Source organism: Paenibacillus sp. SEL1 (assembly GCF_054602535.1).
In genome coordinates this window covers 612,501-633,759 of the sequence record NZ_CM137723.1, presented here as the reverse complement: position 1 = coordinate 633,759, position 21,259 = coordinate 612,501, and the positions used below count along the sequence as shown (strand labels likewise).

The window sequence follows — 21,259 nt, the reverse complement described above, 5'->3', positions numbered from 1 at the left end:
ATAAAATGACCTGAAGGTGAAGAGGATGTCAGATACGATCAGGGGCGGAGACACGGCTCCTTTACAAAGCTATGATGAAGCAGTGGAATGGATTAACGGCTTGATTCCGTTTGGTATCAGACCCGGATTGGAACGAATTGAACAGCTAATGAGTAAATTGGGTGATCCGCAACGACATCTGAAATTTGTGCATATTGCGGGAACCAACGGTAAAGGCTCAACTTGTGCTTTTCTGACCTCTGTGCTACTGAAATGTGGGTACGATGTCGGAACTTTTACGTCTCCGTACATCACCCGATTTACGAACCGTTTTCAATTCAATGGGACCGATATTCCCGATGAAACGCTGGTTTTGCTTGCCAATCGCTTGTATCCGTTGGTGAAAGAAATCGCAGATAGTGAATTGGGATCACCTACAATGTTTGAGGTATCGACAGCATTAGCTATTTTATACTATGCTACGGTATCTTTCCCAGATGTTGTGGTATGGGAGACAGGTCTCGGGGGAAGGATGGATGTAACTAATATCGTGAATCCAATCGTCTCAGTTATTACGAATGTCGGCTATGACCATACGGATATTTTGGGAGATACGCTCGAACAGATTGCAAGGGAAAAGGCCGGTATCATCAAACCGGGTGTACCTGTCGTCAGTTGTGTTTCCCAACCCGAGGCTATTCAGGTCATTCGTGAAACGGCGACAAAGCAAGGAGCTACCTTGTACCTGGCAGGAGAACAGTTTACGTATGAACGGCTAAATGGGAATGAAACAGCTCAGACCTTTTCATTCGCGGGGCCCTTCCGACATATGGAAATTGACATCACGTTGTTAGGCGAGCACCAATGTTCTAATGCGGCAGGAGCTATGATGGCACTTGAGGTCCTACGTCAGTATATGGCTTTTGTGTTGGATGATGCAGAATTGCTGGAGGGCTTTAGGGAAACTGCCTGGGCAGGGCGTCTCGAACAAGTCAGTACCTCGCCGAGGATTGTCCTTGATGGAGCTCATAATCCAGAAGGAGCACAGACGCTGGCCAAGAGTCTTCCTCAAGTGTATTCGTACAAAAAATTGGTTTTAATGATGGGAATGCTGTCAAACAAGCATCATGAAGCATACTTGCAGCATATACTGCCACTAGTGGATACGCTTATCCTGACCGAGCCCGATTTTCGCCGCAAAATGAATGCCGCTGAATTGGCTCATCTCGTGGAGAAGCTGCGGCCGTCTTATGCCAAAACGGATTTAAAAATAATTGTAGAAGGTGACTGGAAAAAGGCTCTAGGCCTGCTTCAGTCACATACGGAAGCGGAAGATCTGGGGGTGGTGTCCGGCACGCTGTACCTTATTGCGGATGTACGGGCTACCCTTATGTATCAAACCGATTCGGAAAAAGGTTGGTGAAATTTGTTGATTACTTCAGAACATGTTCATTTTATCGGTATCGGCGGCTACGGGATGAGCGCGATTGCTCGGGTCATGCTGGAGATGGGTTATACCGTGACTGGCTCAGATGTGGCATCACAGGAGCTGACAGAAAAACTGGCGGCAAAAGGCGCAAAAATATATATTGGACACACACCTGAGCATATTGCAGGCGCGGATATCGTCGTCTATTCAACAGCATTGTCACGTGACAATGTGGAGCGGGTGGCAGCGGAGGAATTAAATATTCCAACTCTGCATCGTTCGCAGATGCTGGCTCGCTTGCTTAACGAACGTAAGGGAATAGCTGTTGCGGGTGCACACGGTAAAACGACAACCTCTTCCATGATCGCTCTGGTTATGGAGAGATGTAACGTTGATCCAACGTATATTATTGGCGGCGAAATCACGAATTTGGGGACGAATGCCAAAGCAGGTAAAAGCGAGTTTGTCGTTGCTGAGGCGGATGAGAGTGATGGTTCTTTCCTGCAATATCATCCTTGGCAAGGCATTGTAACCAATATTGAAGCGGATCATTTGGAAAATTACGATGGCGACTTTAATCGTCTGAAAAGTGCCTATGTACAGTTTTTGAGTCAAATTCGACCGGATGGAGCGGCTATTGTATGTGCAGATGATCAGAACATCCGGGAAATGCTGCCTCAGCTCCAGACTCGGGTCATTACTTATGGAGTGGAGCATGAAGCGGATTATATGGCGACAGATATCCAATTAGGCGACCGTCGATTAAGCTTCACTATGAGCCGTAAAGGAACAGCACTCGGAACGATCGAACTATCAGTGCCGGGTAAACATAACATGTATAATGCGATGGCTACTGTGATTTCATGTTTGGAAGCAGGGATTCCATTCGATCAAATCGCTGCTACTATTGTAGAATTTCACGGAGCGAAGCGTCGGTTTCAAGTACTAGGTGAAAGCAATGACATACTGATTATTGATGACTATGCGCATCACCCAACAGAGATTGAGGCTACGATTAGCGCAGCGAGAGCGACTGGCAAGCGTATTATTGCTGTATTCCAGCCGCAACGCTATAGCCGCACCTTTTTCCTGCTCGATGCGTTTAGCCGTGCGTTTAGCGAGGCTAGTGAAGTCATCATTACCGATATTTATTCACCAGCGGGAGAAAAACAGATTGAAGGCGTGCATTCTTCCAAGCTCGTGGATTTAATCGTCCAAAACAGCAATGCTAATGCAATCTATTTGCCGACTAAAGAAGCCGTAATCGAGGAGTTGAAAGATCGATTACAGCCGGGTGATCTTGTGCTGACGATGGGAGCGGGAGATATCTGGAAAGCAGGTGACGCGTTAGCGCGCCATCTTCGCGGACAGCAAGTGTAATACGTATAAAAATGAGCTGTTACGCCAATGAATTACATTTATTCAAGGGTATTCCGAACACGACTGTGTTTCGGGATACCTTTTTTTGTAATGCTGGGGCATATATTCTTAGCTTGACTCATACAACAGACTATGAGGAAGTATGGGACAAGGAGGGAGTGCATCCATGAACAAGACCAAGATGACATTCCGGTTCGACCAACAGTTGCCGGAGACAAGCCGGGAGGACAAGCTACAGGTGCTTCCGTACAAAAACGAGTCGATTACGAACGAACAGCGTGAAACGATTAGAGGAATGAAGAAAAATACTGTAACTACGCAAAAAGCAGAGCTCAATGAGCCTGAGGATCTGAATAAACGCATTTCAAGCCGGCGCTTTGCTCCGACATTAAGAGTACAAGAGGGATGGGATGACCCCTTTGGCCGTTCGGCGGCTTCTTGGTCAGATGCGGACGTTCTACCAGATAGCCTGGAAGAGGATGAGGAAGCTTATCATTCTGGCCAACAGTACAGAAAGCGTCCGCCCCACCCTTCTAGATGGAAACTGGTTGGTTCTGTAGCCAGCGCACTGGTGACCGGGGGTATGTTTGGATATATTATGTTGTTACTGTTTAACGGAGGAGGCATGGTCCCGGGAGCAGATCCCTCAGTAGAGGAGGCTGTACCGGTCTTTAAAGAATCCGTTGGTGTGGATGCAATATCTGCAAAAGAGAATTCTGTCCCTGTCACTGTCATAGAGGCTCAGGTACCTCCACAAACCTACTATTTGCTGCAATATGGGGTTTTCAGCACTCCAGAACGGGCCTTACAAGCAAAAGAAGAACTGTTGAAGGCAGGCATTGCAGCAGGAGGGGATACCGAGGACCAAAACCGGGTATATGCAGGAATATCACCGGATAGGGAGCAAGCTAAGTTACTCAGCAATCAGTTAAAAACACAAGGAGTCGAATTGTATGTTCGTGAGCTTGAATTGCCTGGATTCGAAAAAGCGGCTTACGGAGGCGAAGGTGATAAACTCACTGGCTTTTTTCAGTTAAGTAGTTCATTGGTAGGTAAGTTGAGCGGACTTTCCTCAACCTTGCTGGGAGAAGGAGGTCCGAATACGGTGCCAGCCTCCGACATGAAGGAGCTGAACGACCTGCATCAGCAGTGGACACAAAATATCACTGCACTTCCTACCGGTCTTCCAAAGGAAGCGGTTGCTTCCGCAACCTCACTTGAAAAGGCGATGAACAGTGCGATCTCTGCACTTGGGGAATATAATAAGAATACAGCCAAGGAACACATTTGGGAGATTCAGTCCTCCATGATGGAATATGTTTTGCGTGAGAAGGAATTTATCCAATTCATAAAACAATAGACTAACCATATTTTCCGGCAAGGAACTGGAAATAGTTCCCCATGCCGGATTTCTGTTTGTATTGCAGTACAAATCACCGTATAATAATGAAGGTGTCAAAAAATGGCGAGGGAAGATCAGGATGAAAAAAAATGTAGGAATGCTTATACTGTTTTTGTTGCTCGGTTGGCTCTTGGGTGCATGGATTGCCAAAGCCCTTCAATCGATCAAATTCCTTTCCTTTCTGACCCACCCCACTAGGATATCTTGGTCGCCGAGAGCGGACTTGGATATTATCAGCTACAACATAACGATAAATTTTGAATTGAGCCTGCTTAGTCTGATCGGCATCATTGCCGCGTTCTGGCTGTACCGCAGGCTCTAACTGATGAAAAGGAGCTTCCCTTATGGACGGGAAAATTACGCCCCGCATTATTCTGGCATCGACTTCACCAAGAAGGAAGGAATTGCTCGCATTTTTGAGACTCCCCTTTGAGGTGGTGCCGAGTCATGCGGATGAGAGCACGCCTGAGAGCTGGACGCCTCAGCAAATCGTGGAGACCCTTGCGGCACGCAAAGCCGAAGCGGTCGTGAACACCGCCACTCAGTCGAAGGAAGCCGGACTGGTGATTGGCAGTGATACCATTGTCGTGCTGGATGGTTCGGTACTGGGCAAGCCTGCCGACCATGCGGACGCGGTTCGCATGCTGACTGCATTGCAGGGAAGAACACACCGTGTGTACACCGGGGTAGCCTGCATACATACCGGAACCGGCGAAATGCTTGTCAGACATCGCCAAACGGAGGTTACAATGAAGCCTCTGAGTCAAGAGCAAATTGTGGCATACGTGAATACTGGTGAACCGTCTGATAAAGCAGGAGCGTATGGCATTCAAGGCATGGGTGCTACGCTGGTGGAATCTATTCAGGGTTGTTATTTTAACGTCGTAGGATTGCCGCTTTCCTTGCTGTCGGACATGCTGTCCGATTTTGGAGTGAATGTGTTGCGTCCATAAAGGGGATAAACATATGCTGGAGTCGCCAATACTGATGCTTCGCGACCTCCCCCATGAAGAACGACCAAGAGAGCGCATGATGACATATGGGGCGGATGCCTTAAGCAACGCGGAGTTGCTGGCAATATTGCTGCGTACAGGAACGCAAAATGAGTCTTCGGTGCATTTAGCGCAGCGTATTTTGCAGCAGGCAGGAAATTTGCGTCAACTGGTGGATATGAGCTTGAGCGAGTTGACCCAGATTAAGGGCATTGGGGATGCTAAAGCGATACAGCTAAAAGCGGGTATCGAACTGGGGCGTCGATTAGCATTGTCTCGCCATTTAGAGACCCCGGTGATTAGTTGCCCGCGGGATGTGGCAGATCTGTTGTTTGAGCAGCTTCGTTATTTGCAGAAAGAGCATTTTGTATGCTTGTTCCTTAACACTAAAAATCATGTCATTGCTCAGGAAACACTATCTATGGGTAGCCTGAATTCTGCCATCGTGCATCCTCGTGAAGTATTTCGGGCAGCAATCAAATGCAGCAGTGCTTCAATAATTTGCGCTCATAACCATCCGAGCGGTGATCCGAAGCCAAGCCCGGAGGATGTTCAGTTGACTCGTCGCCTGATGGAAGCGGGCAACATCGTGGGTATCGACGTGCTTGATCATATTGTGATCGGGGACGGGACCTTTGTAAGTTTGAAGGAACAAGGTCTGATATAATATAATATTTAAATCAAAAAATTTAAACACGACCGGGTAATCCGGCCTGAATAAACCGTTTATACATGGATAACAGATTTCAGGGAAGAGAAAAGGAGATTACATCATGCTGGGTGGCTTTACAAAAGATTTGGGAATAGACTTGGGGACGGCAAACACGCTTGTATACGTAAGAGGTAAAGGAATTGTGGTTCGTGAACCATCTGTAGTTGCTTTGCGTACAGATACAAAAACCATTGAGGCTGTTGGTGAATCTGCGAAAAAAATGATCGGTCGCACACCGGGAAATATCCGTGCGATTCGTCCGATGAAGGACGGTGTTATTGCTGATTTTGATACAACAGCAACGATGATCAAATATTTTATCCGTCAGGCGCAAGCCCAACGTTCTTTGTTTCCACGCCATCCGAACGTGATGGTTTGTGTGCCTTCAGGCATTACTGCGGTGGAGCAGCGTGCTGTTGAAGATGCGACGAAGCAAGCAGGTGCAAGAGAGGCATATACAATAGAGGAGCCGTTTGCAGCAGCAATTGGCGCTGATCTTCCTGTATGGGAGCCAACAGGAAGCATGGTTGTCGATATCGGTGGAGGTACAACCGAGGTGGCAGTCATCTCCCTGGGCGGGATTGTAACAAGCCGCTCCGTGCGTGTGGCAGGCGATGAAATGGACGAGTCCATCATCCAATATGTAAAGCGTCAATACAATCTGATGATTGGTGAACGGACTTCAGAGCAACTGAAAATGGAAGTTGGTTCAGCTATGCCATTAGAGCAAGTGGAAACCTCGGAAATTCGCGGACGTGATCTGGTAACAGGTTTGCCGAAGACGATTACGATTACTTCTGATGAAATTAGCGAAGCATTATCGGATACAGTCAATGCAATCGTGGATGCGGTCAAAGTAACACTGGAAAAATGCCCTCCCGAGTTGGCAGCGGACATCATGGATAGAGGAATCGTACTGACTGGTGGTGGAGCACTTCTGCGTAATCTGGACAAGCTGTTGGCAGGTGAAACCGGAATGCCGGTGATCGTAGCAGAAAATCCTCTGGATTGTGTGGCAATCGGTACAGGCAGAGCGCTGGAAAATATTCATTTGTTCAAATCGCGCAGCAGTTCTGCCGTCCGTTCCAAACGTTGAATCGGGGGTGTAGGAACTGTTTAAGCTGTTTGGCAATAAAAGACTATTTGTTCTATTGATCGGAATCGTTCTGTTTATTGCCCTTATGGGGATTACACTTGGACAGAGAAATTCCTTAACCTGGCCCGAGAAGTTCGCCAGAGATTCAATTGGCTTTGTGCAAGGTATCTTTTACAGGCCCGCTTCAGCAATAGCGGGCTTCTTTGAAGATATCGGAAATATGCGCAGCATCTACGAAGAAAATGAACGATTAAAAATTGCTGTGGCAAAGCTGACTCGTGACCAGATTCAGACCCATAATTATGTTGAAACAAATGCCAGACTGCAGAATGAACTGAAGTTCACCCAAACGCAAAAGGCGAAAAATAATTATGATTATCGTGTTGCTCAAGTGAACAGCGTCAGCAATGATTCCAAAACGCTTGTGATTGATATTGGTGAGAAGGACGGAGCGAAGGTTGGTCAGGAAGTCAGTTCGCTTGAAGGATTTGTAGGAGTCATTAGTCGTACGGGGAATTTTACGTCCACCGTTACGTTGTTGACTACATTGGATCCTAAAAATCCGAATTCTTATGCCATTGCAGCGACAGTTTTGGGCAAGGAAAATCAATCGTTTGGTATGATTGAAAGCTATGATCCGGGTACGAACAGATTTCAAATGACTCGCATTGAAGAAAAAGACCCAATCGCAAAGGGCGATCAGATTATTACATCTGGTGCAGGTGGGAAATTCCGCAAAAACCTAATGATTGGAACGGTAGAGAAGATTCAGGTTGGGGAATTTGGCAAAACACGGACAGCGATTATTAAACCGGCAGCCAGCTTTGTGGATTGGAAAGAACTGCTCATCCTTTATACTCCTGAGGTACCGGAATAATGAAGATGCGCGGTCAGGTTCTAATACTGCTGCTGTTTGTACTGTTTATAGCTGAAGGGACGATTCTTCCGTGGCTTCTTCCGGATAGTTGGCATTCAAGAATGGTTCCGAATTTTGTATATGTCGTGATCTTGTTTGTGTCTGTGTATTACAGCCGTCATACAGCATTGGTGCTAGGTATTGTTTTTGGACTTATTCATGATGTAGTGTTCTACGGGTTTATCATTGGGCCTTACTCTTTTGCAATGGGGTTGTCTGCATACTTATTGGGGCTTGTTTTTACAGCCAGGCGTGCGCCGATGCCCATTATGATGGCAGCCGTGTTGATTGGTAGTTTCCTGCTGGATTCTATGCTTTTTGCTATTAATCAGCTGTTCCAGCTGAATCATCAGACTTTCAATTGGGCACTTGCTCAGTATATGATTCCTGATTTATTTATCCATTTTCTGTTCGCCCTCATCATTTATGTCCCGGTTCGCAAGCAATTGCAGCGTTTGGGTACCCGTGTGAAAAAGGAAGAGGCTGTCTAGGTCTTTTTACACACATTTTGTCCGGGTTAGCAGGGATTTGACGTCCCGGGGACGAAATGATTGAGATAGGAGGGACAGGCTAATGGCGGTGAAATCGAATCATGTCACGATTAAAGGCATCAAAGATGGCCTGGTATTCCTGCTGGACGATCAATGCGAGTTTGAGGATTTGCTAGGTGAGCTGCGTTTTAAGCTGGAGCACAGTCATCAAAATATTTTAACAGGCCCGATCATTCATGTGGATATTAAGCTGGGAAGCCGAGAAGTGACAGAGGAACAGAAGGAAAGTATTCTGGAGATCTTGAAGCAAAAGGGGAATTTGCTCATCAGGTCTGTAGAATCACCTGGACTGCCTGTGGAAGTGCAGGGAAAGCCCCCTATTCACACGGTGACAGGGATTATCCGTTCTGGTCAAGTGCTTCATCACAATGGGAACCTACTCTTTTTGGGAGATGTAAACCCGGGTGGAATTATAACATGTACTGGTGATATATATGTCCTCGGCGCTTTGCGAGGCATGGCGCATGCAGGGATGGAGGGGAATAGTGAAGCGATTATTGCGGCTTCCTATTTTGCACCGACACAGCTGCGAATTTCCGAAATGATCAGCCGTCCACCAGACGAATGGGAGACACGTGAATCCGGTATGGAATTTGCGTATCTCAAGGATGGCGCTATGCAAATAGATAAAATGAGCAATATTGTGCGTCTGGGCCGCGATTTTAACGTGTTCAAAGGGGTGTAGCACATGGGAGAGGCTATCGTCGTCACTTCAGGAAAAGGCGGCGTCGGCAAAACGACGACGTCAGCCAATATAGGAACAGCGCTTGCACTGCTCGGCAAAAAGGTATGTTTGGTGGATACGGATATCGGTTTGCGTAATCTAGACGTTGTGATGGGTCTGGAAAACCGGATTATTTATGACCTTGTTGATGTAGCGGAAGGTCGTTGCCGTTTAAATCAGGCACTGGTTAAGGACAAGCGTTTTGAGGAGCTGTATATGCTGCCAGCCGCTCAAACCAAGGACAAGAGTGCTGTTACGCCGGAGCAAGTTAAGGATATTATTTTGGAGCTTAAAAAGGATTTTGAATATATATTGATCGACTGCCCTGCGGGTATTGAACAGGGCTTTAAAAATGCCATTGCCGGGGCCGATCAGGCCATTGTTGTGACCACCCCGGAAAATGCAGCCGTACGCGATGCAGACCGGGTAATTGGTTTACTGGAAAGCTCACATGTGGTATCACCCAAGTTGGTGGTTAACCGCATTCGCAATAGCATGGTTAAATCCGGAGATATGTTGGATATTGATGGGATTTTACAAGTGCTTAGCATAGACCTTATTGGGATTGTGCCGGATGATGAAATGGTAATTAAAGCCGCTAATACAGGGGAGCCTACCGTTATGAATCCAGATTCACAGGCCGCGATTGCTTATCGTAACATTGCGAGACGAATCTTGGGCGATACTGTGCCCCTCATGCAGCTGGACCAAAAGAAAAGCGTGATGACACGCTTTAAGAAGTTTTTTGGTATGGGTGGATGAGGAAAACAGGAAGTTATGGCTGGTAAATTGCTTCCACACTTCCTACGTAATTTTCCATTGGTTCTAAGGTAGGAACTGTAGTCGTATTCATTTGTAATACTAGACACTTAAATAAGTGATAATCTTATTTAAGTGTTTTTGGTTTATCTTTTTAAATTCCTATAATACGGTTTCTCAAAATTTAGAGTCACTACATAAATATCATAAATACAAAACATATCCGGTGCGCTAGCGCCGGTTTTTTTGATTTTTAGGTGCGTAATCCCGAACCGGACAACATAAGTTGAAGCCCGTCCTCATAAGATGTATCAAACATACCTCGCTGAGGGGGCTGAACAGGATGAATAAAAATTCCGGAATCAAGCAGCGCAGAGAAGAACGTATACAGCAGCTAATCGCGGGAAGCAAAGCGGAGACGTATCCCTCTGGCATATATCAGAACAGGCACGGGGATAAAGATATGAAGTCGATGCCTATAGTCAGTGCCAACTCGCCCAGAGACCCAGAAACTGAGTGGAAAAATGAACGGCAACGCTGGCAGCAATCTTTTGGGACGAATCGTGGTCCGTCTTTTTGGACTTCCTTTTGGCGAAGATCAGTCATAGCAACGGTGTTATTTGGAATGGTATGGGGAATGTTTCGTTGGGATATTCCCTATGCAGTGAATTTGAGAATGTTTATTGCGGATGCCTTGAATAAGGATATGGATTTTGCAGCCGTCGGACATTGGTATGAAACTTATTTTGACGGAGCACCTTCCTTTTTGCCGATTTTTGGCGAGGAGCATGAAACGCACAAGGTAGACGCAAGTCGAAAGGACTCTCCACCGATTGAAGGCAATATAACACAGCCTTTTGTACTGAGCCTTAAAGGGGTAGAAATTACGCCGAATGTTACCGATAACGGGGCAATCGCTGTTAAAAGTATAGATGCAGGTCGAGTATTAGACATATTAAATCATCCCAAAAGCGGGATTTCGATTACAATTCGACACACTGGCGGTATCACAGCAACTTACGGAAGGCTTTCCCGCTCTACCTTAAAAGTGAACGACTGGGTTCAGGAGGGAGATGAGATCGGTGTACTGCCAGCAAGTCACAGCGGCAGCGAGGCGGCGACTTTGTTTTTGGCAGTTCAAAGAGGGGATCAATACATTGACCCGTCGGAAGTGGTAGCCCTTGATTAATGTCCGAGGGGTGACCTTATCACTACATCCACTGTTTGTATTGGTTATGCTGACCTCTATATTAACGGGACATTTTATCGAGATCATAACTTTATTTACATTGGTATTTATTCATGAGCTAGGCCATGCGACAGCTGCTTCGTTGTTGGGTGCGCGGGTGCTTTCCATACAGATGTTACCCTTTGGAGGAGTGGCGGTCATTGAGGATCAGGGGAGGCTCAATGCGTGGAAGGAGATTGTCATTGCGCTAGCGGGGCCCCTGCAAAACGGAATCATGATCATCATCCTTTTGTGGTTCAGAAATGTGAGTGGACTGGAGTATGATTATGTAAATTATATCATTCAGGGGAATGCAGTTATTGCACTGTTTAATTTGCTGCCCATTTTACCACTTGACGGTGGAAAAATATTGCAGGCACTGATTAGCTTATCTTGTTCTTATCACCGCACATTAGTGTGGACTTTTAGAGCCAGTATCGTAACGAGTTTGCTATTTTGTATATATGGTATTTCGCCGTTGTTAAGGCAAAATGGACCTATCCATTTAAATCTGCTGGCGGTAGGGATTTTTTTGCTTTATTCTAATATTGTGGATTATCGGAATATCCCTTACCGTTTTATACGGTTTTTGCTGGGGAGGGACGAGCTTTTTTACCGCGAAGTAGCTAAGGGAAGTATTGCCTTACCTATTGTATCCCTGCCAGTGAAACATTTGGAGCCTATTTTGCGTCTTTTCAGAAGAGATCGGTATCATATGGTTTATGTTATGAATGAACAGGGACGGATTGTAGCCGTACTGCCGGAGCAACGTCTTATTCGCTCTTATTTTGCGACACGCCCGCCAGATGGTGGAGAACCCAAGCCCAAATAATGTTTTATGAGTTAAGGAAGAGGCTGTATCCAGAGAGGTTGAAAAACCATGAAGCAAATGATTGTACAATGCCAGCAGCAGATGACCCAAATGGCGCTGTTGGAAGAGGGACGATTGGTTGAATATGCGGCTGAACTACCGCGAAAACGGGGAATTCTAGGTTCTTTTTTCAAAGCGAGGGTGGTCAATGTGCTACCAGGTATGCAAGCCGCCTTTGTTGACATTGGACAGCGAAAGAATGCCTTTTTGTATGTAGATGACGTACTTCATGCTCATTTGGACAAGCAGCCGGAGGTAAAGCCATCCATTTCTGAAGTGTTAAAGGTAGGGCAGGAAATTGTAGTGCAGGTATTAAAAGAGGCTGTTGGTAGTAAAGGAGCCAGGGTCACTACTCATTTTTCACTTCCGGGTCGCTGGATCGTATATATGCCCCGTGCTGATTATGTGGCCGTATCTAAGAAGATCGAACGTGAGGGCGAACGTACCCGTTTGAAAGCAATGGGAGAGCAGCTACGCACAAGTGAGGAAGGACTCATAATCCGTACCGTTTCGGAGGACATGAGTATAGAGGCGATTGAAAATGATTTAAATCAACTGCGTAAGCAGTGGGCGGCTATTCAGCGTAAAGCTGGTGAACACTCGGCTCCGTGCGAATTACACCGGGATTTAAGTATTGTTCAGCGGTTGATTCGGGATGTGTTTACACCTGAACAGGATGAACTGGTCATTGACAGTGAAGAGCAAGCAAAGGATGCAGAAATAATGCTGCAACAGATTGGTCCTGCGAAAGCTCATGTAAGTATATTTCGTGATCCAGAAGAAACAATTTTCAAAGCTTATGGCATTCATGAGCAGCTGGAACGCGATTTTGCGCGAAAGGTATGGCTGCAGGGCGGCGGATACATTGTCATTGATCATACGGAGGCATTAACCGTCATTGATGTGAATACCGGGAAGTTTACGGGAGGCAGTAATCTGGAAGAAACGGTGACCCGGACTAACATTGAAGCAGCTGAAGAGATTGCCCGCCTGGTACGTGTGCGTGATATTGGTGGTATCATCATCATTGATTTTATTGACATGGAACAAGAGGAGAACCGTCGGGAAGTATCCTCTGTGCTGGAAGCAAGATTGAAGAAGGATCGGACCAAATCTTATGTTGTCGGTTGGACGCGGTTAGGTTTGCTGGAAATGACCCGCAAAAAAGTGCGTGAGGAAAAGACGCTCGTGTAGAGCGATGCGTAACCAAAAATCATTTTAAAACTAAAGGTTGAATGTGTACAAAGCTTGTGCTACAATCATTTAGTATGTGTGATGCGTAAGATTGGCTGCACATGCTGTAACCGCTCCAATCAGGTACTGAAGTGCAGTATCCTAAGGGAATCTGCCACCTGCTATTAGGCGAGTCTGAGACATAAGGAGGTGCAAGCAAATGTACGCAATTATCGAAACAGGTGGTAAGCAATACAAAGTTCAAGAGGGCGACGTATTGTTCATCGAGAAGTTGGAAGCTAATGATGGTGAAACTGTAACGTTCGATCGTGTTCTGGCAGTGTCCGGCGACAATGGCTTGACAGCAGGTACACCGCTTCTTTCTGGAGCTTCTGTAACAGCTAAAGTTGAGAAGCATGGTCAAGGTCAAAAGGTCATCGTATACAAATACAAACCTAAAAAGAACTACCATGTGAAGCAAGGTCATCGTCAACCGTACACGAAAGTGACGATTGAAAAAATCCAAGCGTAAGAGGGTGCGATAAGTGATTATCGTGCGTATTACACGACTGGAGGATGGCAGCATACAGGGGTTTTCCGTTAAAGGACATGCAAATTTCGCTAAATCTGGCGAGGATATCGTATGTGCTGGCGTTTCGGCGGTAACAGTAGGAACTGTCAATTCGATTGGAGCTCTTACGGACGTTGAGATGGAAACGGAAATGGAAAACGGCTTTTTAAGCGCGTATCTTTCTCCTGAAAGTTATCATGATGCGAACGCACAGGTTCAACTGTTGCTGGAGTCCATGGTGATTATGCTGACAAGTATTGCTGAATCATACGGTAAGTATATTCAAATAGAAAATAATCAAAGAAGGAGGTAGACATCATGTTGAAATTGACATTGGATCTTCAATTATTCGCATCGAAAAAAGGTGTAGGTTCCACAAAGAACGGACGTGACAGTAAATCGAAACGTCTTGGAGTGAAACGTGCTGACGGTCAAGCAGTTACCGGCGGTAGCATCCTGGTTCGTCAACGCGGAACGAAAATTCACCCGGGCACGAACGTGGGCATCGGTAAGGACGACACTCTGTTCGCGAAAGTGGACGGCGTTGTGAAGTTCGAACGTTGGGGCCGTGATCGCAAAAAGGTGAGCATCTACCCGATCGACGTTGCTCCAGTAGCAGCTACTGTAGAAGCTTAATAGCGGCTTAGACACGCTGAAAAGCCTCCGGCACTTTTGTCGGAGGCTTTTTTGCATGATGGTAATGAACTGGAAAGTTAGTCTGTGCTATACTGGATTAAGGTTCTTTAATAATCCATTTAATTTCGCAGAACGGAGAGAAGCCATGTTCCAGCGGATAAGAGCGCCTTATCTGGCGTTGGGTTCCATTCTGATTCCTTTGGTTTTTTCACTGCTCTATCCTAAAGTATTAACGATTATCTTATTAGCAGTATGGTCTGTAGTTGCTGCATGCTTTGGTATGTGGTATACGCAAAGACAGGTTGAGTATGAACGGAAAGCTGCTTTGCGTTCTTTTGAGCGTACAGCGATTTCAATGCTTAACCATCATCGGCATGACTGGATGAATGACTTGCAGGTGCTTTATGGATATATTCGTATGAATAAGCATGATAAATCTGTTGCTTATGTGGAAACAATAAAAGGGCGCGTGGCGGAAGACAGTAAAATATCTAAGTTGGGTATTCCCTCACTGGTGTTTTATTTGCAGTCTTTTCGCGTGAACGCCGGTAATTTACAGTTGTCGGTACAGGTTGAGGAGCAGTTAAAGTTAGACGCTGTCATGTCTCCCGAAGACGGCGAGTCGCTTGCCTCGGCCGTCATAGAAACGGTGCGTGCGTATCAATATGGCGGGGGCCGGTCGTCCTGGGGAGAAGTGCGCAGATTGACACTTTTTTTCGGTATGGATCAGAATGATGTTATCGTCCGTTTTGAAGGAAGTGACATACCTGCGGATTTGAATATCCTAAAGCAGGTCAGATCCGTACCCGGAAGTAAACGCATTCGAACAGAGAAGCTTCCTACGGGCGAAATGCTTCAAATTCGGATGCAGTGCCAGACATAAGGAAGGTGTAACCATGTTTGTAGATAAAGCGAAGATTTTTGTTAAAGGCGGTGACGGTGGAGACGGATTAATTGCGTTTCGCCGTGAGAAATACGTTCCTGAAGGTGGCCCAGGTGGTGGTGACGGAGGGAACGGTGGTGACGTAATTTTCCGTGTAGATGAGGGTTTGCGTACCTTGATGGATTTTCGGTACCAACGTCATTTTAAAGCCCAGCGTGGAGTAAAAGGTCGCAACAAAAGTCAACACGGAGCCAATGCGGAGCACATGATCGTACGTATACCACCGGGAACGGTCATCATAGATGATGATACTGGTGAAGTAGTAGCAGATATGACACGTCATGGTCAACAAGTCGTCGTAGCTAAAGGAGGACGCGGAGGACGCGGGAACATCCGTTTTGCTACGCCGACTAATCCAGCGCCTGAGTTGGCTGAGAACGGCGCAGAGGGACAAGAACGTTATATCACGCTTGAGTTAAAAGTAATGGCTGACGTAGGCTTGGTCGGGTTCCCTAGTGTTGGGAAGTCTACCTTGTTGTCGGTTGTATCTTCCGCAAAACCGAAAATTGGGGCCTACCACTTTACAACGATTACTCCGAATTTGGGCGTTGTGGATGTGGGTGATCATCGTAATTTTGTGATGGCGGATTTGCCCGGTTTGATTGAAGGGGCTCATGAAGGTATTGGGCTGGGACATGAATTTCTGCGGCACATTGAGCGGACGCGTATTATTATCCATGTCGTGGATATGGCGGGCTCCGAAGGACGTGACCCGTTTGAAGATTGGACTAAAATTAACGACGAATTGAAGCAATATAATGCAGCATTGGCTGAGCGTCCGCAAATTGTGGCGGCCAATAAAATGGATATGCCAGAAGCTGAAGAAAACTTGGCTCACTTCAAAGAGCAGATTGCTTCTATACGTCCTGATCTTGAAATCATGCCTATTTCCTCACTGACACGTCAAGGTGTAAAGGAACTGCTCTACCGGGCTGCTGATTTGCTGGATCAAATACCGGACGAGCCAGTTGTTGAGGAAGTAGCAGAAGTCAATGAACGTAAGGTATTTAAGCTGGATACAGCAGAAGACGATGGCTTTACAATTGTACGTGAAAACGACACATTCGTGGTGCAGAGCCCTAAAATTGAGCGCATGATGAAGCGCATGCAGTTGAACTCGCATGATGCCATTTTGAAATTAGCAAGAACGTTACGCCACATGGGTGTGGATGCTGAGTTACGCAAGCGTGGCGCCAAAGATGGTACATCTGTACGCATTGCTGATTTCGAGTTCGAATTTGTTGAAGGCAGCAGCTACTACTAAAAATCAAATAAAGGTCTAAAACCTGAACGGTTACTGTACTATAGGAAACTCTATAGAAGGCAGTAGCCGTTTTTTGCATTGTTAGCTTGCCGATTTTCATGAGTTTCGATATAATGTCCTCTATACAAAAACATAAGTCTTTGAGGAGAGGACGTTCTTGAAAGAGCGCTATTACTTGGTACGGGAAGATATTTTGCCTGAAGCTATTGTTAAGACCATACAGGTGAAACTGCTGCTGGCTTCGGGAGATGTTAAAACCGTGCATGATGCCGTGGAGCAAGTTGGGCTAAGCCGAAGCGCCTTTTATAAATATAAGGATGGCATACATTTGGTTAACCAGCTGGAGCGTGAGCGAATTGTCAATATCTCTATTGATTTAGAACATCAATCCGGAATGTTGTCCAGGGTGCTTGGCAGAGTGGCTGATTTCGGAGGCAATGTGCTGACGATCCAGCAAAGCATTCCACTGCAAGGCAGAGCCAACGTAGTTATCTCGGTAGAAATGTCCAGACTCAGTGAAGAGTTGGGTGTTCTACTGGAGGGCTTGGAGGACATCTCTGGAGTCAAACGTGTTCGCCTGATTGGGCAAGGTTAAGGCAATACAGTTCATTAGATATAAGTTTGCGGGAGGGGAATGGATGAAACCGGTCAAAGTAGGATTGTTAGGTTTAGGGACGGTAGGAACGGGAGTCGTTCGAATCGTAGAAGGCAATCAGGAAGATTTGAGCAGACAAGTCGGTTCACCGATCATCATTGAAAAAATAGCTGTAAAAAACATAGAAAAATATCGTTCCATTGAAGTGGACACGGCCAAGCTTACTGAGGACCCATGGGAAGTTATTCGAGACCCTGAAATTGATGTAATTATCGAAGTCATGGGCGGGGTTGATCAGACGAAGGAGTACATTCTTGAAGCGTTGGAGCGGGGTAAACACATCGTAACAGCTAACAAGGACTTAATGGCTTTGCACGGTTCTGAAGTATTAGCAAAGGCGCAGGAAAAGCAATGTGATATTTTTTATGAAGCTAGTGTAGCAGGCGGTATCCCGATTATTCGTACACTCATTGAAGGTTTCTCCTCCGACCGTATTACCCGCATTATGGGGATTGTGAACGGTACGACCAACTTTATTTTAACAAAAATGAGTCAGGAAGGAGCCTCGTACGAGGAAGTTCTCAAGGAAGCGCAGGAGCTTGGGTATGCTGAATCCGATCCGACCTCAGACGTGGAAGGACTGGATGCAGCTCGTAAAATGGCAATTCTCGGCACGCTTGGTTTCCGCTCTAATGTAGAGCTTAAGGATGTAAGTGTCAGCGGCATTTCAAAGGTAACCAGTGAAGATATTGCTTTTGCTAAAAAACTAGGATATGAAATGAAATTGCTCGGCATTGCAGAGCGTCAGGGTGATGAATTTACGATTAACGTTCAGCCGACCATGGTACGCAAGCAGCATCCATTGGCTTCGGTGAACGGGGTATTCAACGCGGTGTATGTGCATGGTGAAGCAGTGGGTGAAACCATGTTTTATGGTGCGGGTGCAGGTGAAATGCCGACGGCAACATCGGTTGTAGCTGATTTAGTAGCTGTAGTGAAAAATCTCAAACTTGGTGTCAATGGGCTTAAAGCCATCGTTCCTTACAACCCTAAAAAAATTAGTAACGACGAAGATGTGTATTTCAAAAACTTCGTGCTTCTGCATGTGGATGATAAAGCAGGGGTGTTGGCACGGATTACGCAAGTATTTGCTGAATTTAATGTCAGTCTGGCATCTGTTGTGCAGCAACCGAATGAGGTTAACCCCGATGCTGAAATTATTATCGTGACTCATTTAGCCAGTAAAGCGAGTATGAAAAAGGTTTTGGAGCATTTTGAAACTTTAGACGTCATTCGTCGCATCAAGAGCGTATATCGAGTAGAGGGATAGTCAATAAAAGCAGGAGGAATTATCTGTATGACCGTTTTAAAAACAGCAAGAGTGCGTGTGCCTGCGAGTACGGCCAACTTGGGTCCCGGCTTTGATACATTGGGCATGGCATTGTCCTTATATGCATGGATTGAAATGAAAGAGGCCGAACAGACGGCTTTTCATTTATACGGAGATGAAATGAATGGTGTTCCCCAAGATAAAACTAATCTGATTTTCAAGGTAGCACAAATGGTTTTTCGGGAAGCAGGTGTATCTGTTCCTGAGCTCGATATTTCGATGTACTCGGATATTCCGCTTACCCGCGGTTTGGGTAGCAGCGCTTCTGCTATTGTGGGCGCTTTGGTCGCTGCCAATACGTTGATTGGCTCGCCTCTGCCGAATTCCAAGCTGTTCGATATGGCAAGCGCCATTGAAAAACATCCGGACAATGTTGGAGCTTCCCTGTTTGGTGGTATTATTACAGCGATGTGGGACGGCGAGCATGCTAAGCATTTACGGCTTGAACCAGATGCCAATCTGGAGGTTATGGTAGTTATTCCAGATTTTCAGCTGTCCACGTCGAAAGCTAGAGAGGTTCTACCCGCTCATGTATCGTTGAAGGATGCTGTATATAATATAAGTCATGCTTCCATGCTGGTAGCAGCATTGGCGTCGGGACGAACCGATTTAATCGCCGAAGCGATGCGTGATCAGCTTCATCAGCCTTACCGCGCGGCACTTGTGCCAGGTATGACAGAGATCTTGCAGGATGCGCGCCATTATGGTGCTTTGGGTGTGGCTCTAAGTGGGGCTGGACCAACGTTGCTGGCATTGACAGATCGGCGGGAAAATCGGAAAGCAGAGCTGGAGCAGTATTTAACGGATACCATGAACAAAGAAGGGATCACTGCTTCTGTTTTAAAATTGCGCCCTGAGAATGAAGGAGTTAAAGTATATACAGAAGGGAATACTCTCCCTTTTATGGATATGATTAAAGGGGAACTTACGATATGAAAAGAATTGCACTTCTTCCTGAGGGGACTGTTTCTCATGAAGCGATTAAGTATTTGTTAGGAGATACGTCCCATGAATTACTTTTTTACAAACATATTGCGGACGTATTTCAGGCAGTAGACAAGGGTCAGGCAGACTATAGTGTAATTCCCATTGAAAATACGATTGATGGCTCTGTAAGTTTGCATATGGATTGGCTTGTACATGAAGTAGACATTCAAATGCAGGCGGAATGGGTATATCCTTCAATTCAAAATCTTATTGGTCATCGCAGTGAATTTACGAAGGATTTGGACAAGCTGGATTTGAGCAAAGTGGTAAAAATTATGTCTCATCCTGTGGCGCTTCCCCAGTGTAAAGAATTCATACAGGCTTCCGCTCCTCAGGCCGAGTTGGAGAGTGCAGGAAGTACGGCAGAAGCCGTCGAAATTGTTAAACATAACCCCGGTAAAGGCTGGACCGCTCTCGGAACCAAGCTTGCGGCTGCCAAACACGGATTGGATATTTTGGCCAGCAAAGTGACGGATCACGATAACAACTTTACCCGCTTTGTCTTGATCGGTCATCAACCTATAAGTCTCCCGGGTACGCCTGAAGGTCAGCGAACCAGTATTTTGGTCACGCCGCCGCAGGATTTCCCGGGAGCGCTGCATCAGGTTTTATCCGCATTTGCATGGCGCAGGTTAAATCTGTCTCGTATTGAATCGCGTCCGACCAAAAAGCAATTGGGGAATTATTATTTTTACATTGAAGTTTTGGAATCTCTGCATTCCGTGCTGCTTCCGGCAGCCTTTGCAGAGATCGAGGCTTTGGGGTGCCATGTACGTGTTCTTGGCTCTTATCCAAGCTACAAGTATGTTGAAGCAGCGATCGAACCTATTTTAAAGGAACATTAATCGGAGGTGTGGTTTTAATGGCAGAACAATGGATCTATCTGGATGGGCAGCATGTGACTAAGGAAAACGCAAAGGTTTCCGTATATGATCATGGATTCTTGTACGGAGACGGTATATTTGAGGGCATTCGTATCTATAAAGGGAATATTTTTAAATGTAAGGAGCACTTGGATCGTCTGTATGATTCTGCCAAATCCATTCAGTTAAACATTCCTTTGTCTCCTGATGAAATGTTGGAAGCAATGGCTGAAACGATTCGTCTTAACGAAATGCGTAACGGATATATCCGTCTGATTGTATCCCGAGGTGCAGGAAATCTAGGTTTAGATCCTCTTCGTTGTGCGAAGGCGAGTGTCATCATTATCGTGGAGCAGCTCGCCATTTACCCGGAAGAAGCTTACTTGACTGGCCTGAAGACAATTTCTGTCTCTCAGCGTCGCAACATCCCGGACGCTTTGAATCCGAAGATTAAATCATTGAACTATCTCAACAATATCCTCGTGAAGATCCAGTCTAACTATGCTGGTGTAGGTGAGGCTATTATGCTCAATTCCCAAGGGTATGTGACGGAAGGCTCTGCGGACAACATTTTCATTGTCAAAAACGGAGTGTTATATACACCTCCTTGCTATTTGGGGGCGCTTGAAGGGATTACTCGTAATGCTATTATCGATTTGTGTGCTAAGCTTGGATACCCCCTTAAGGAACAACCTTTTACACTGCATGATGTATATGTTGCGGACGAGGTGTTTTTTACAGGAACTGCGGCAGAAGTTATTGCAGCTTATGAAGTGGATGGTCGTACGATCGGCTCCG

24 protein-coding genes and 1 other annotated feature (1 of these 25 running past the window's edge) are annotated in these 21,259 nt (G+C 46.0%); all 24 genes read left to right on the top strand.

What is annotated here, in order from left to right; all coding sequences use genetic code 11:
• Positions 1 to 25: 25 nt before the first annotated feature.
• Positions 26 to 1,402, top strand: a complete 1,377-nt coding sequence (locus ACYCSE_RS02885) for a bifunctional folylpolyglutamate synthase/dihydrofolate synthase (RefSeq protein WP_459701291.1) — start codon at positions 26 to 28, stop codon at positions 1,400 to 1,402.
• Positions 1,403 to 1,408: 6 nt separating this feature from the next.
• Positions 1,409 to 2,788 (top strand): UDP-N-acetylmuramate--L-alanine ligase, encoded by a 1,380-nt coding sequence (gene murC, locus ACYCSE_RS02880; RefSeq protein ID WP_013311605.1) that lies wholly within the window; start codon positions 1,409 to 1,411, stop codon positions 2,786 to 2,788.
• 166 nt (positions 2,789 to 2,954) lie between these two features.
• On the top strand, positions 2,955 to 4,148 hold the full coding sequence (locus ACYCSE_RS02875; RefSeq protein WP_459701289.1) for an SPOR domain-containing protein: 1,194 nt from the start codon (positions 2,955 to 2,957) through the stop codon (positions 4,146 to 4,148).
• Positions 4,149 to 4,269: 121 nt separating this feature from the next.
• Complete coding sequence (locus ACYCSE_RS02870; protein ID WP_023989955.1) at positions 4,270 to 4,512, top strand: DUF4321 domain-containing protein; 243 nt, start codon at positions 4,270 to 4,272, stop codon at positions 4,510 to 4,512.
• Positions 4,513 to 4,534: 22 nt separating this feature from the next.
• Positions 4,535 to 5,143, top strand: coding sequence for a Maf family protein (locus ACYCSE_RS02865; RefSeq protein ID WP_061828812.1), 609 nt, complete (start codon positions 4,535 to 4,537; stop codon positions 5,141 to 5,143).
• A 13-nt stretch (positions 5,144 to 5,156) separates the two neighbouring features.
• The gene (gene radC / locus ACYCSE_RS02860; RefSeq protein ID WP_025722728.1) at positions 5,157 to 5,849 is read left to right on the top strand and encodes a RadC family protein; all 693 of its coding nucleotides are present in this window, start codon (positions 5,157 to 5,159) and stop codon (positions 5,847 to 5,849) included.
• Between the two features lie 106 nt (positions 5,850 to 5,955).
• Positions 5,956 to 6,990, top strand: coding sequence for a rod shape-determining protein (locus ACYCSE_RS02855; RefSeq protein ID WP_013311600.1), 1,035 nt, complete (start codon positions 5,956 to 5,958; stop codon positions 6,988 to 6,990).
• Positions 6,991 to 7,045: 55 nt separating this feature from the next.
• Positions 7,046 to 7,867, top strand: coding sequence for a rod shape-determining protein MreC (gene mreC, locus ACYCSE_RS02850; protein ID WP_043882320.1), 822 nt, complete (start codon positions 7,046 to 7,048; stop codon positions 7,865 to 7,867).
• Positions 7,867 to 8,397, top strand: a complete 531-nt coding sequence (mreD, locus tag ACYCSE_RS02845; protein ID WP_459701285.1) for a rod shape-determining protein MreD — start codon at positions 7,867 to 7,869, stop codon at positions 8,395 to 8,397. Before mreC ends, mreD begins: the two co-directional genes overlap by 1 nt.
• Before the next feature lie 82 nt (positions 8,398 to 8,479).
• On the top strand, positions 8,480 to 9,142 hold the full coding sequence (minC, locus tag ACYCSE_RS02840; protein WP_013311597.1) for a septum site-determining protein MinC: 663 nt from the start codon (positions 8,480 to 8,482) through the stop codon (positions 9,140 to 9,142).
• A 3-nt stretch (positions 9,143 to 9,145) separates the two neighbouring features.
• Complete coding sequence (minD, locus tag ACYCSE_RS02835; RefSeq protein ID WP_061828810.1) at positions 9,146 to 9,943, top strand: septum site-determining protein MinD; 798 nt, start codon at positions 9,146 to 9,148, stop codon at positions 9,941 to 9,943.
• A gap of 340 nt (positions 9,944 to 10,283) precedes the next feature.
• Complete coding sequence (locus ACYCSE_RS02830; RefSeq protein ID WP_459701282.1) at positions 10,284 to 11,129, top strand: peptidoglycan DD-metalloendopeptidase family protein; 846 nt, start codon at positions 10,284 to 10,286, stop codon at positions 11,127 to 11,129.
• Positions 11,122 to 12,000 (top strand): M50 family metallopeptidase, encoded by an 879-nt coding sequence (locus ACYCSE_RS02825; protein ID WP_459701280.1) that lies wholly within the window; start codon positions 11,122 to 11,124, stop codon positions 11,998 to 12,000. The genes ACYCSE_RS02830 and ACYCSE_RS02825 overlap by 8 nt, the downstream gene beginning before the upstream one ends.
• Positions 12,001 to 12,048: 48 nt before the next feature.
• Positions 12,049 to 13,233: an Rne/Rng family ribonuclease gene (locus ACYCSE_RS02820; RefSeq protein WP_254326833.1), complete on the top strand. Its 1,185-nt coding sequence runs from the start codon at positions 12,049 to 12,051 to the stop codon at positions 13,231 to 13,233.
• A gap of 98 nt (positions 13,234 to 13,331) precedes the next feature.
• Positions 13,332 to 13,419, top strand: a sequence feature (ribosomal protein L21 leader region).
• 13 nt (positions 13,420 to 13,432) lie between these two features.
• Positions 13,433 to 13,744 carry a 50S ribosomal protein L21 gene (gene rplU / locus ACYCSE_RS02815; RefSeq protein WP_013311592.1) on the top strand — a complete coding sequence of 104 codons (312 nt, stop codon included), beginning with the start codon at positions 13,433 to 13,435 and terminating at the stop codon, positions 13,742 to 13,744.
• A gap of 13 nt (positions 13,745 to 13,757) precedes the next feature.
• On the top strand, positions 13,758 to 14,096 hold the full coding sequence (locus ACYCSE_RS02810) for a ribosomal-processing cysteine protease Prp (RefSeq protein ID WP_013311591.1): 339 nt from the start codon (positions 13,758 to 13,760) through the stop codon (positions 14,094 to 14,096).
• 5 nt (positions 14,097 to 14,101) lie between these two features.
• Positions 14,102 to 14,419 carry a 50S ribosomal protein L27 gene (gene rpmA / locus ACYCSE_RS02805; protein ID WP_039272574.1) on the top strand — a complete coding sequence of 106 codons (318 nt, stop codon included), beginning with the start codon at positions 14,102 to 14,104 and terminating at the stop codon, positions 14,417 to 14,419.
• Between the two features lie 145 nt (positions 14,420 to 14,564).
• Complete coding sequence (locus tag ACYCSE_RS02800) at positions 14,565 to 15,302, top strand: Spo0B domain-containing protein (protein ID WP_061828886.1); 738 nt, start codon at positions 14,565 to 14,567, stop codon at positions 15,300 to 15,302.
• A gap of 13 nt (positions 15,303 to 15,315) precedes the next feature.
• Entirely contained in the window at positions 15,316 to 16,626 is a 1,311-nt protein-coding gene (obgE, locus tag ACYCSE_RS02795) for a GTPase ObgE (protein ID WP_459701275.1), read from the top strand.
• A 157-nt stretch (positions 16,627 to 16,783) separates the two neighbouring features.
• A complete protein-coding gene (locus ACYCSE_RS02790; protein WP_013311587.1) occupies positions 16,784 to 17,221 on the top strand; it encodes an ACT domain-containing protein in 438 nt (145 codons plus the stop codon).
• A 43-nt stretch (positions 17,222 to 17,264) separates the two neighbouring features.
• Positions 17,265 to 18,551, top strand: coding sequence for a homoserine dehydrogenase (locus tag ACYCSE_RS02785; protein ID WP_069290208.1), 1,287 nt, complete (start codon positions 17,265 to 17,267; stop codon positions 18,549 to 18,551).
• Between the two features lie 27 nt (positions 18,552 to 18,578).
• Positions 18,579 to 19,547 carry a homoserine kinase gene (gene thrB, locus ACYCSE_RS02780; protein WP_459701272.1) on the top strand — a complete coding sequence of 323 codons (969 nt, stop codon included), beginning with the start codon at positions 18,579 to 18,581 and terminating at the stop codon, positions 19,545 to 19,547.
• Positions 19,544 to 20,443 carry a prephenate dehydratase gene (gene pheA / locus ACYCSE_RS02775; protein ID WP_029518431.1) on the top strand — a complete coding sequence of 300 codons (900 nt, stop codon included), beginning with the start codon at positions 19,544 to 19,546 and terminating at the stop codon, positions 20,441 to 20,443. Before thrB ends, pheA begins: the two co-directional genes overlap by 4 nt.
• Before the next feature lie 17 nt (positions 20,444 to 20,460).
• Positions 20,461 to 21,259 carry the 5' portion of a branched-chain-amino-acid transaminase gene (gene ilvE, locus ACYCSE_RS02770; RefSeq protein ID WP_459701270.1) on the top strand. 86 nt of this gene lie beyond the right edge of the window, so the window shows 799 of its 885 coding nt (coding positions 1–799); it begins with the start codon at positions 20,461 to 20,463; its stop codon lies off the right edge, out of view.

What these genes read in the sequence shown, in the direction of transcription:
- ACYCSE_RS02885 (WP_459701291.1), top strand. Translation starts at nt 26, where the DNA reads ATGTCAGATACGATCAGGGGCGGAGACACGGCTCCTTTACAAAGCTAT.
- ACYCSE_RS02875 (WP_459701289.1), top strand. Translation starts at nt 2,955, where the DNA reads ATGAACAAGACCAAGATGACATTCCGGTTCGACCAACAGTTGCCGGAG.
- ACYCSE_RS02870 (WP_023989955.1), top strand. Translation starts at nt 4,270, where the DNA reads ATGAAAAAAAATGTAGGAATGCTTATACTGTTTTTGTTGCTCGGTTGG.
- ACYCSE_RS02865 (WP_061828812.1), top strand. Translation starts at nt 4,535, where the DNA reads ATGGACGGGAAAATTACGCCCCGCATTATTCTGGCATCGACTTCACCA.
- radC (WP_025722728.1), top strand. Translation starts at nt 5,157, where the DNA reads ATGCTGGAGTCGCCAATACTGATGCTTCGCGACCTCCCCCATGAAGAA.
- ACYCSE_RS02855 (WP_013311600.1), top strand. Translation starts at nt 5,956, where the DNA reads ATGCTGGGTGGCTTTACAAAAGATTTGGGAATAGACTTGGGGACGGCA.
- mreD (WP_459701285.1), top strand. Translation starts at nt 7,867, where the DNA reads ATGAAGATGCGCGGTCAGGTTCTAATACTGCTGCTGTTTGTACTGTTT.
- minC (WP_013311597.1), top strand. Translation starts at nt 8,480, where the DNA reads ATGGCGGTGAAATCGAATCATGTCACGATTAAAGGCATCAAAGATGGC.
- minD (WP_061828810.1), top strand. Translation starts at nt 9,146, where the DNA reads ATGGGAGAGGCTATCGTCGTCACTTCAGGAAAAGGCGGCGTCGGCAAA.
- ACYCSE_RS02830 (WP_459701282.1), top strand. Translation starts at nt 10,284, where the DNA reads ATGAATAAAAATTCCGGAATCAAGCAGCGCAGAGAAGAACGTATACAG.
- ACYCSE_RS02820 (WP_254326833.1), top strand. Translation starts at nt 12,049, where the DNA reads ATGAAGCAAATGATTGTACAATGCCAGCAGCAGATGACCCAAATGGCG.
- rplU (WP_013311592.1), top strand. Translation starts at nt 13,433, where the DNA reads ATGTACGCAATTATCGAAACAGGTGGTAAGCAATACAAAGTTCAAGAG.
- rpmA (WP_039272574.1), top strand. Translation starts at nt 14,102, where the DNA reads ATGTTGAAATTGACATTGGATCTTCAATTATTCGCATCGAAAAAAGGT.
- ACYCSE_RS02800 (WP_061828886.1), top strand. Translation starts at nt 14,565, where the DNA reads ATGTTCCAGCGGATAAGAGCGCCTTATCTGGCGTTGGGTTCCATTCTG.
- obgE (WP_459701275.1), top strand. Translation starts at nt 15,316, where the DNA reads ATGTTTGTAGATAAAGCGAAGATTTTTGTTAAAGGCGGTGACGGTGGA.
- ACYCSE_RS02785 (WP_069290208.1), top strand. Translation starts at nt 17,265, where the DNA reads ATGAAACCGGTCAAAGTAGGATTGTTAGGTTTAGGGACGGTAGGAACG.
- thrB (WP_459701272.1), top strand. Translation starts at nt 18,579, where the DNA reads ATGACCGTTTTAAAAACAGCAAGAGTGCGTGTGCCTGCGAGTACGGCC.
- pheA (WP_029518431.1), top strand. Translation starts at nt 19,544, where the DNA reads ATGAAAAGAATTGCACTTCTTCCTGAGGGGACTGTTTCTCATGAAGCG.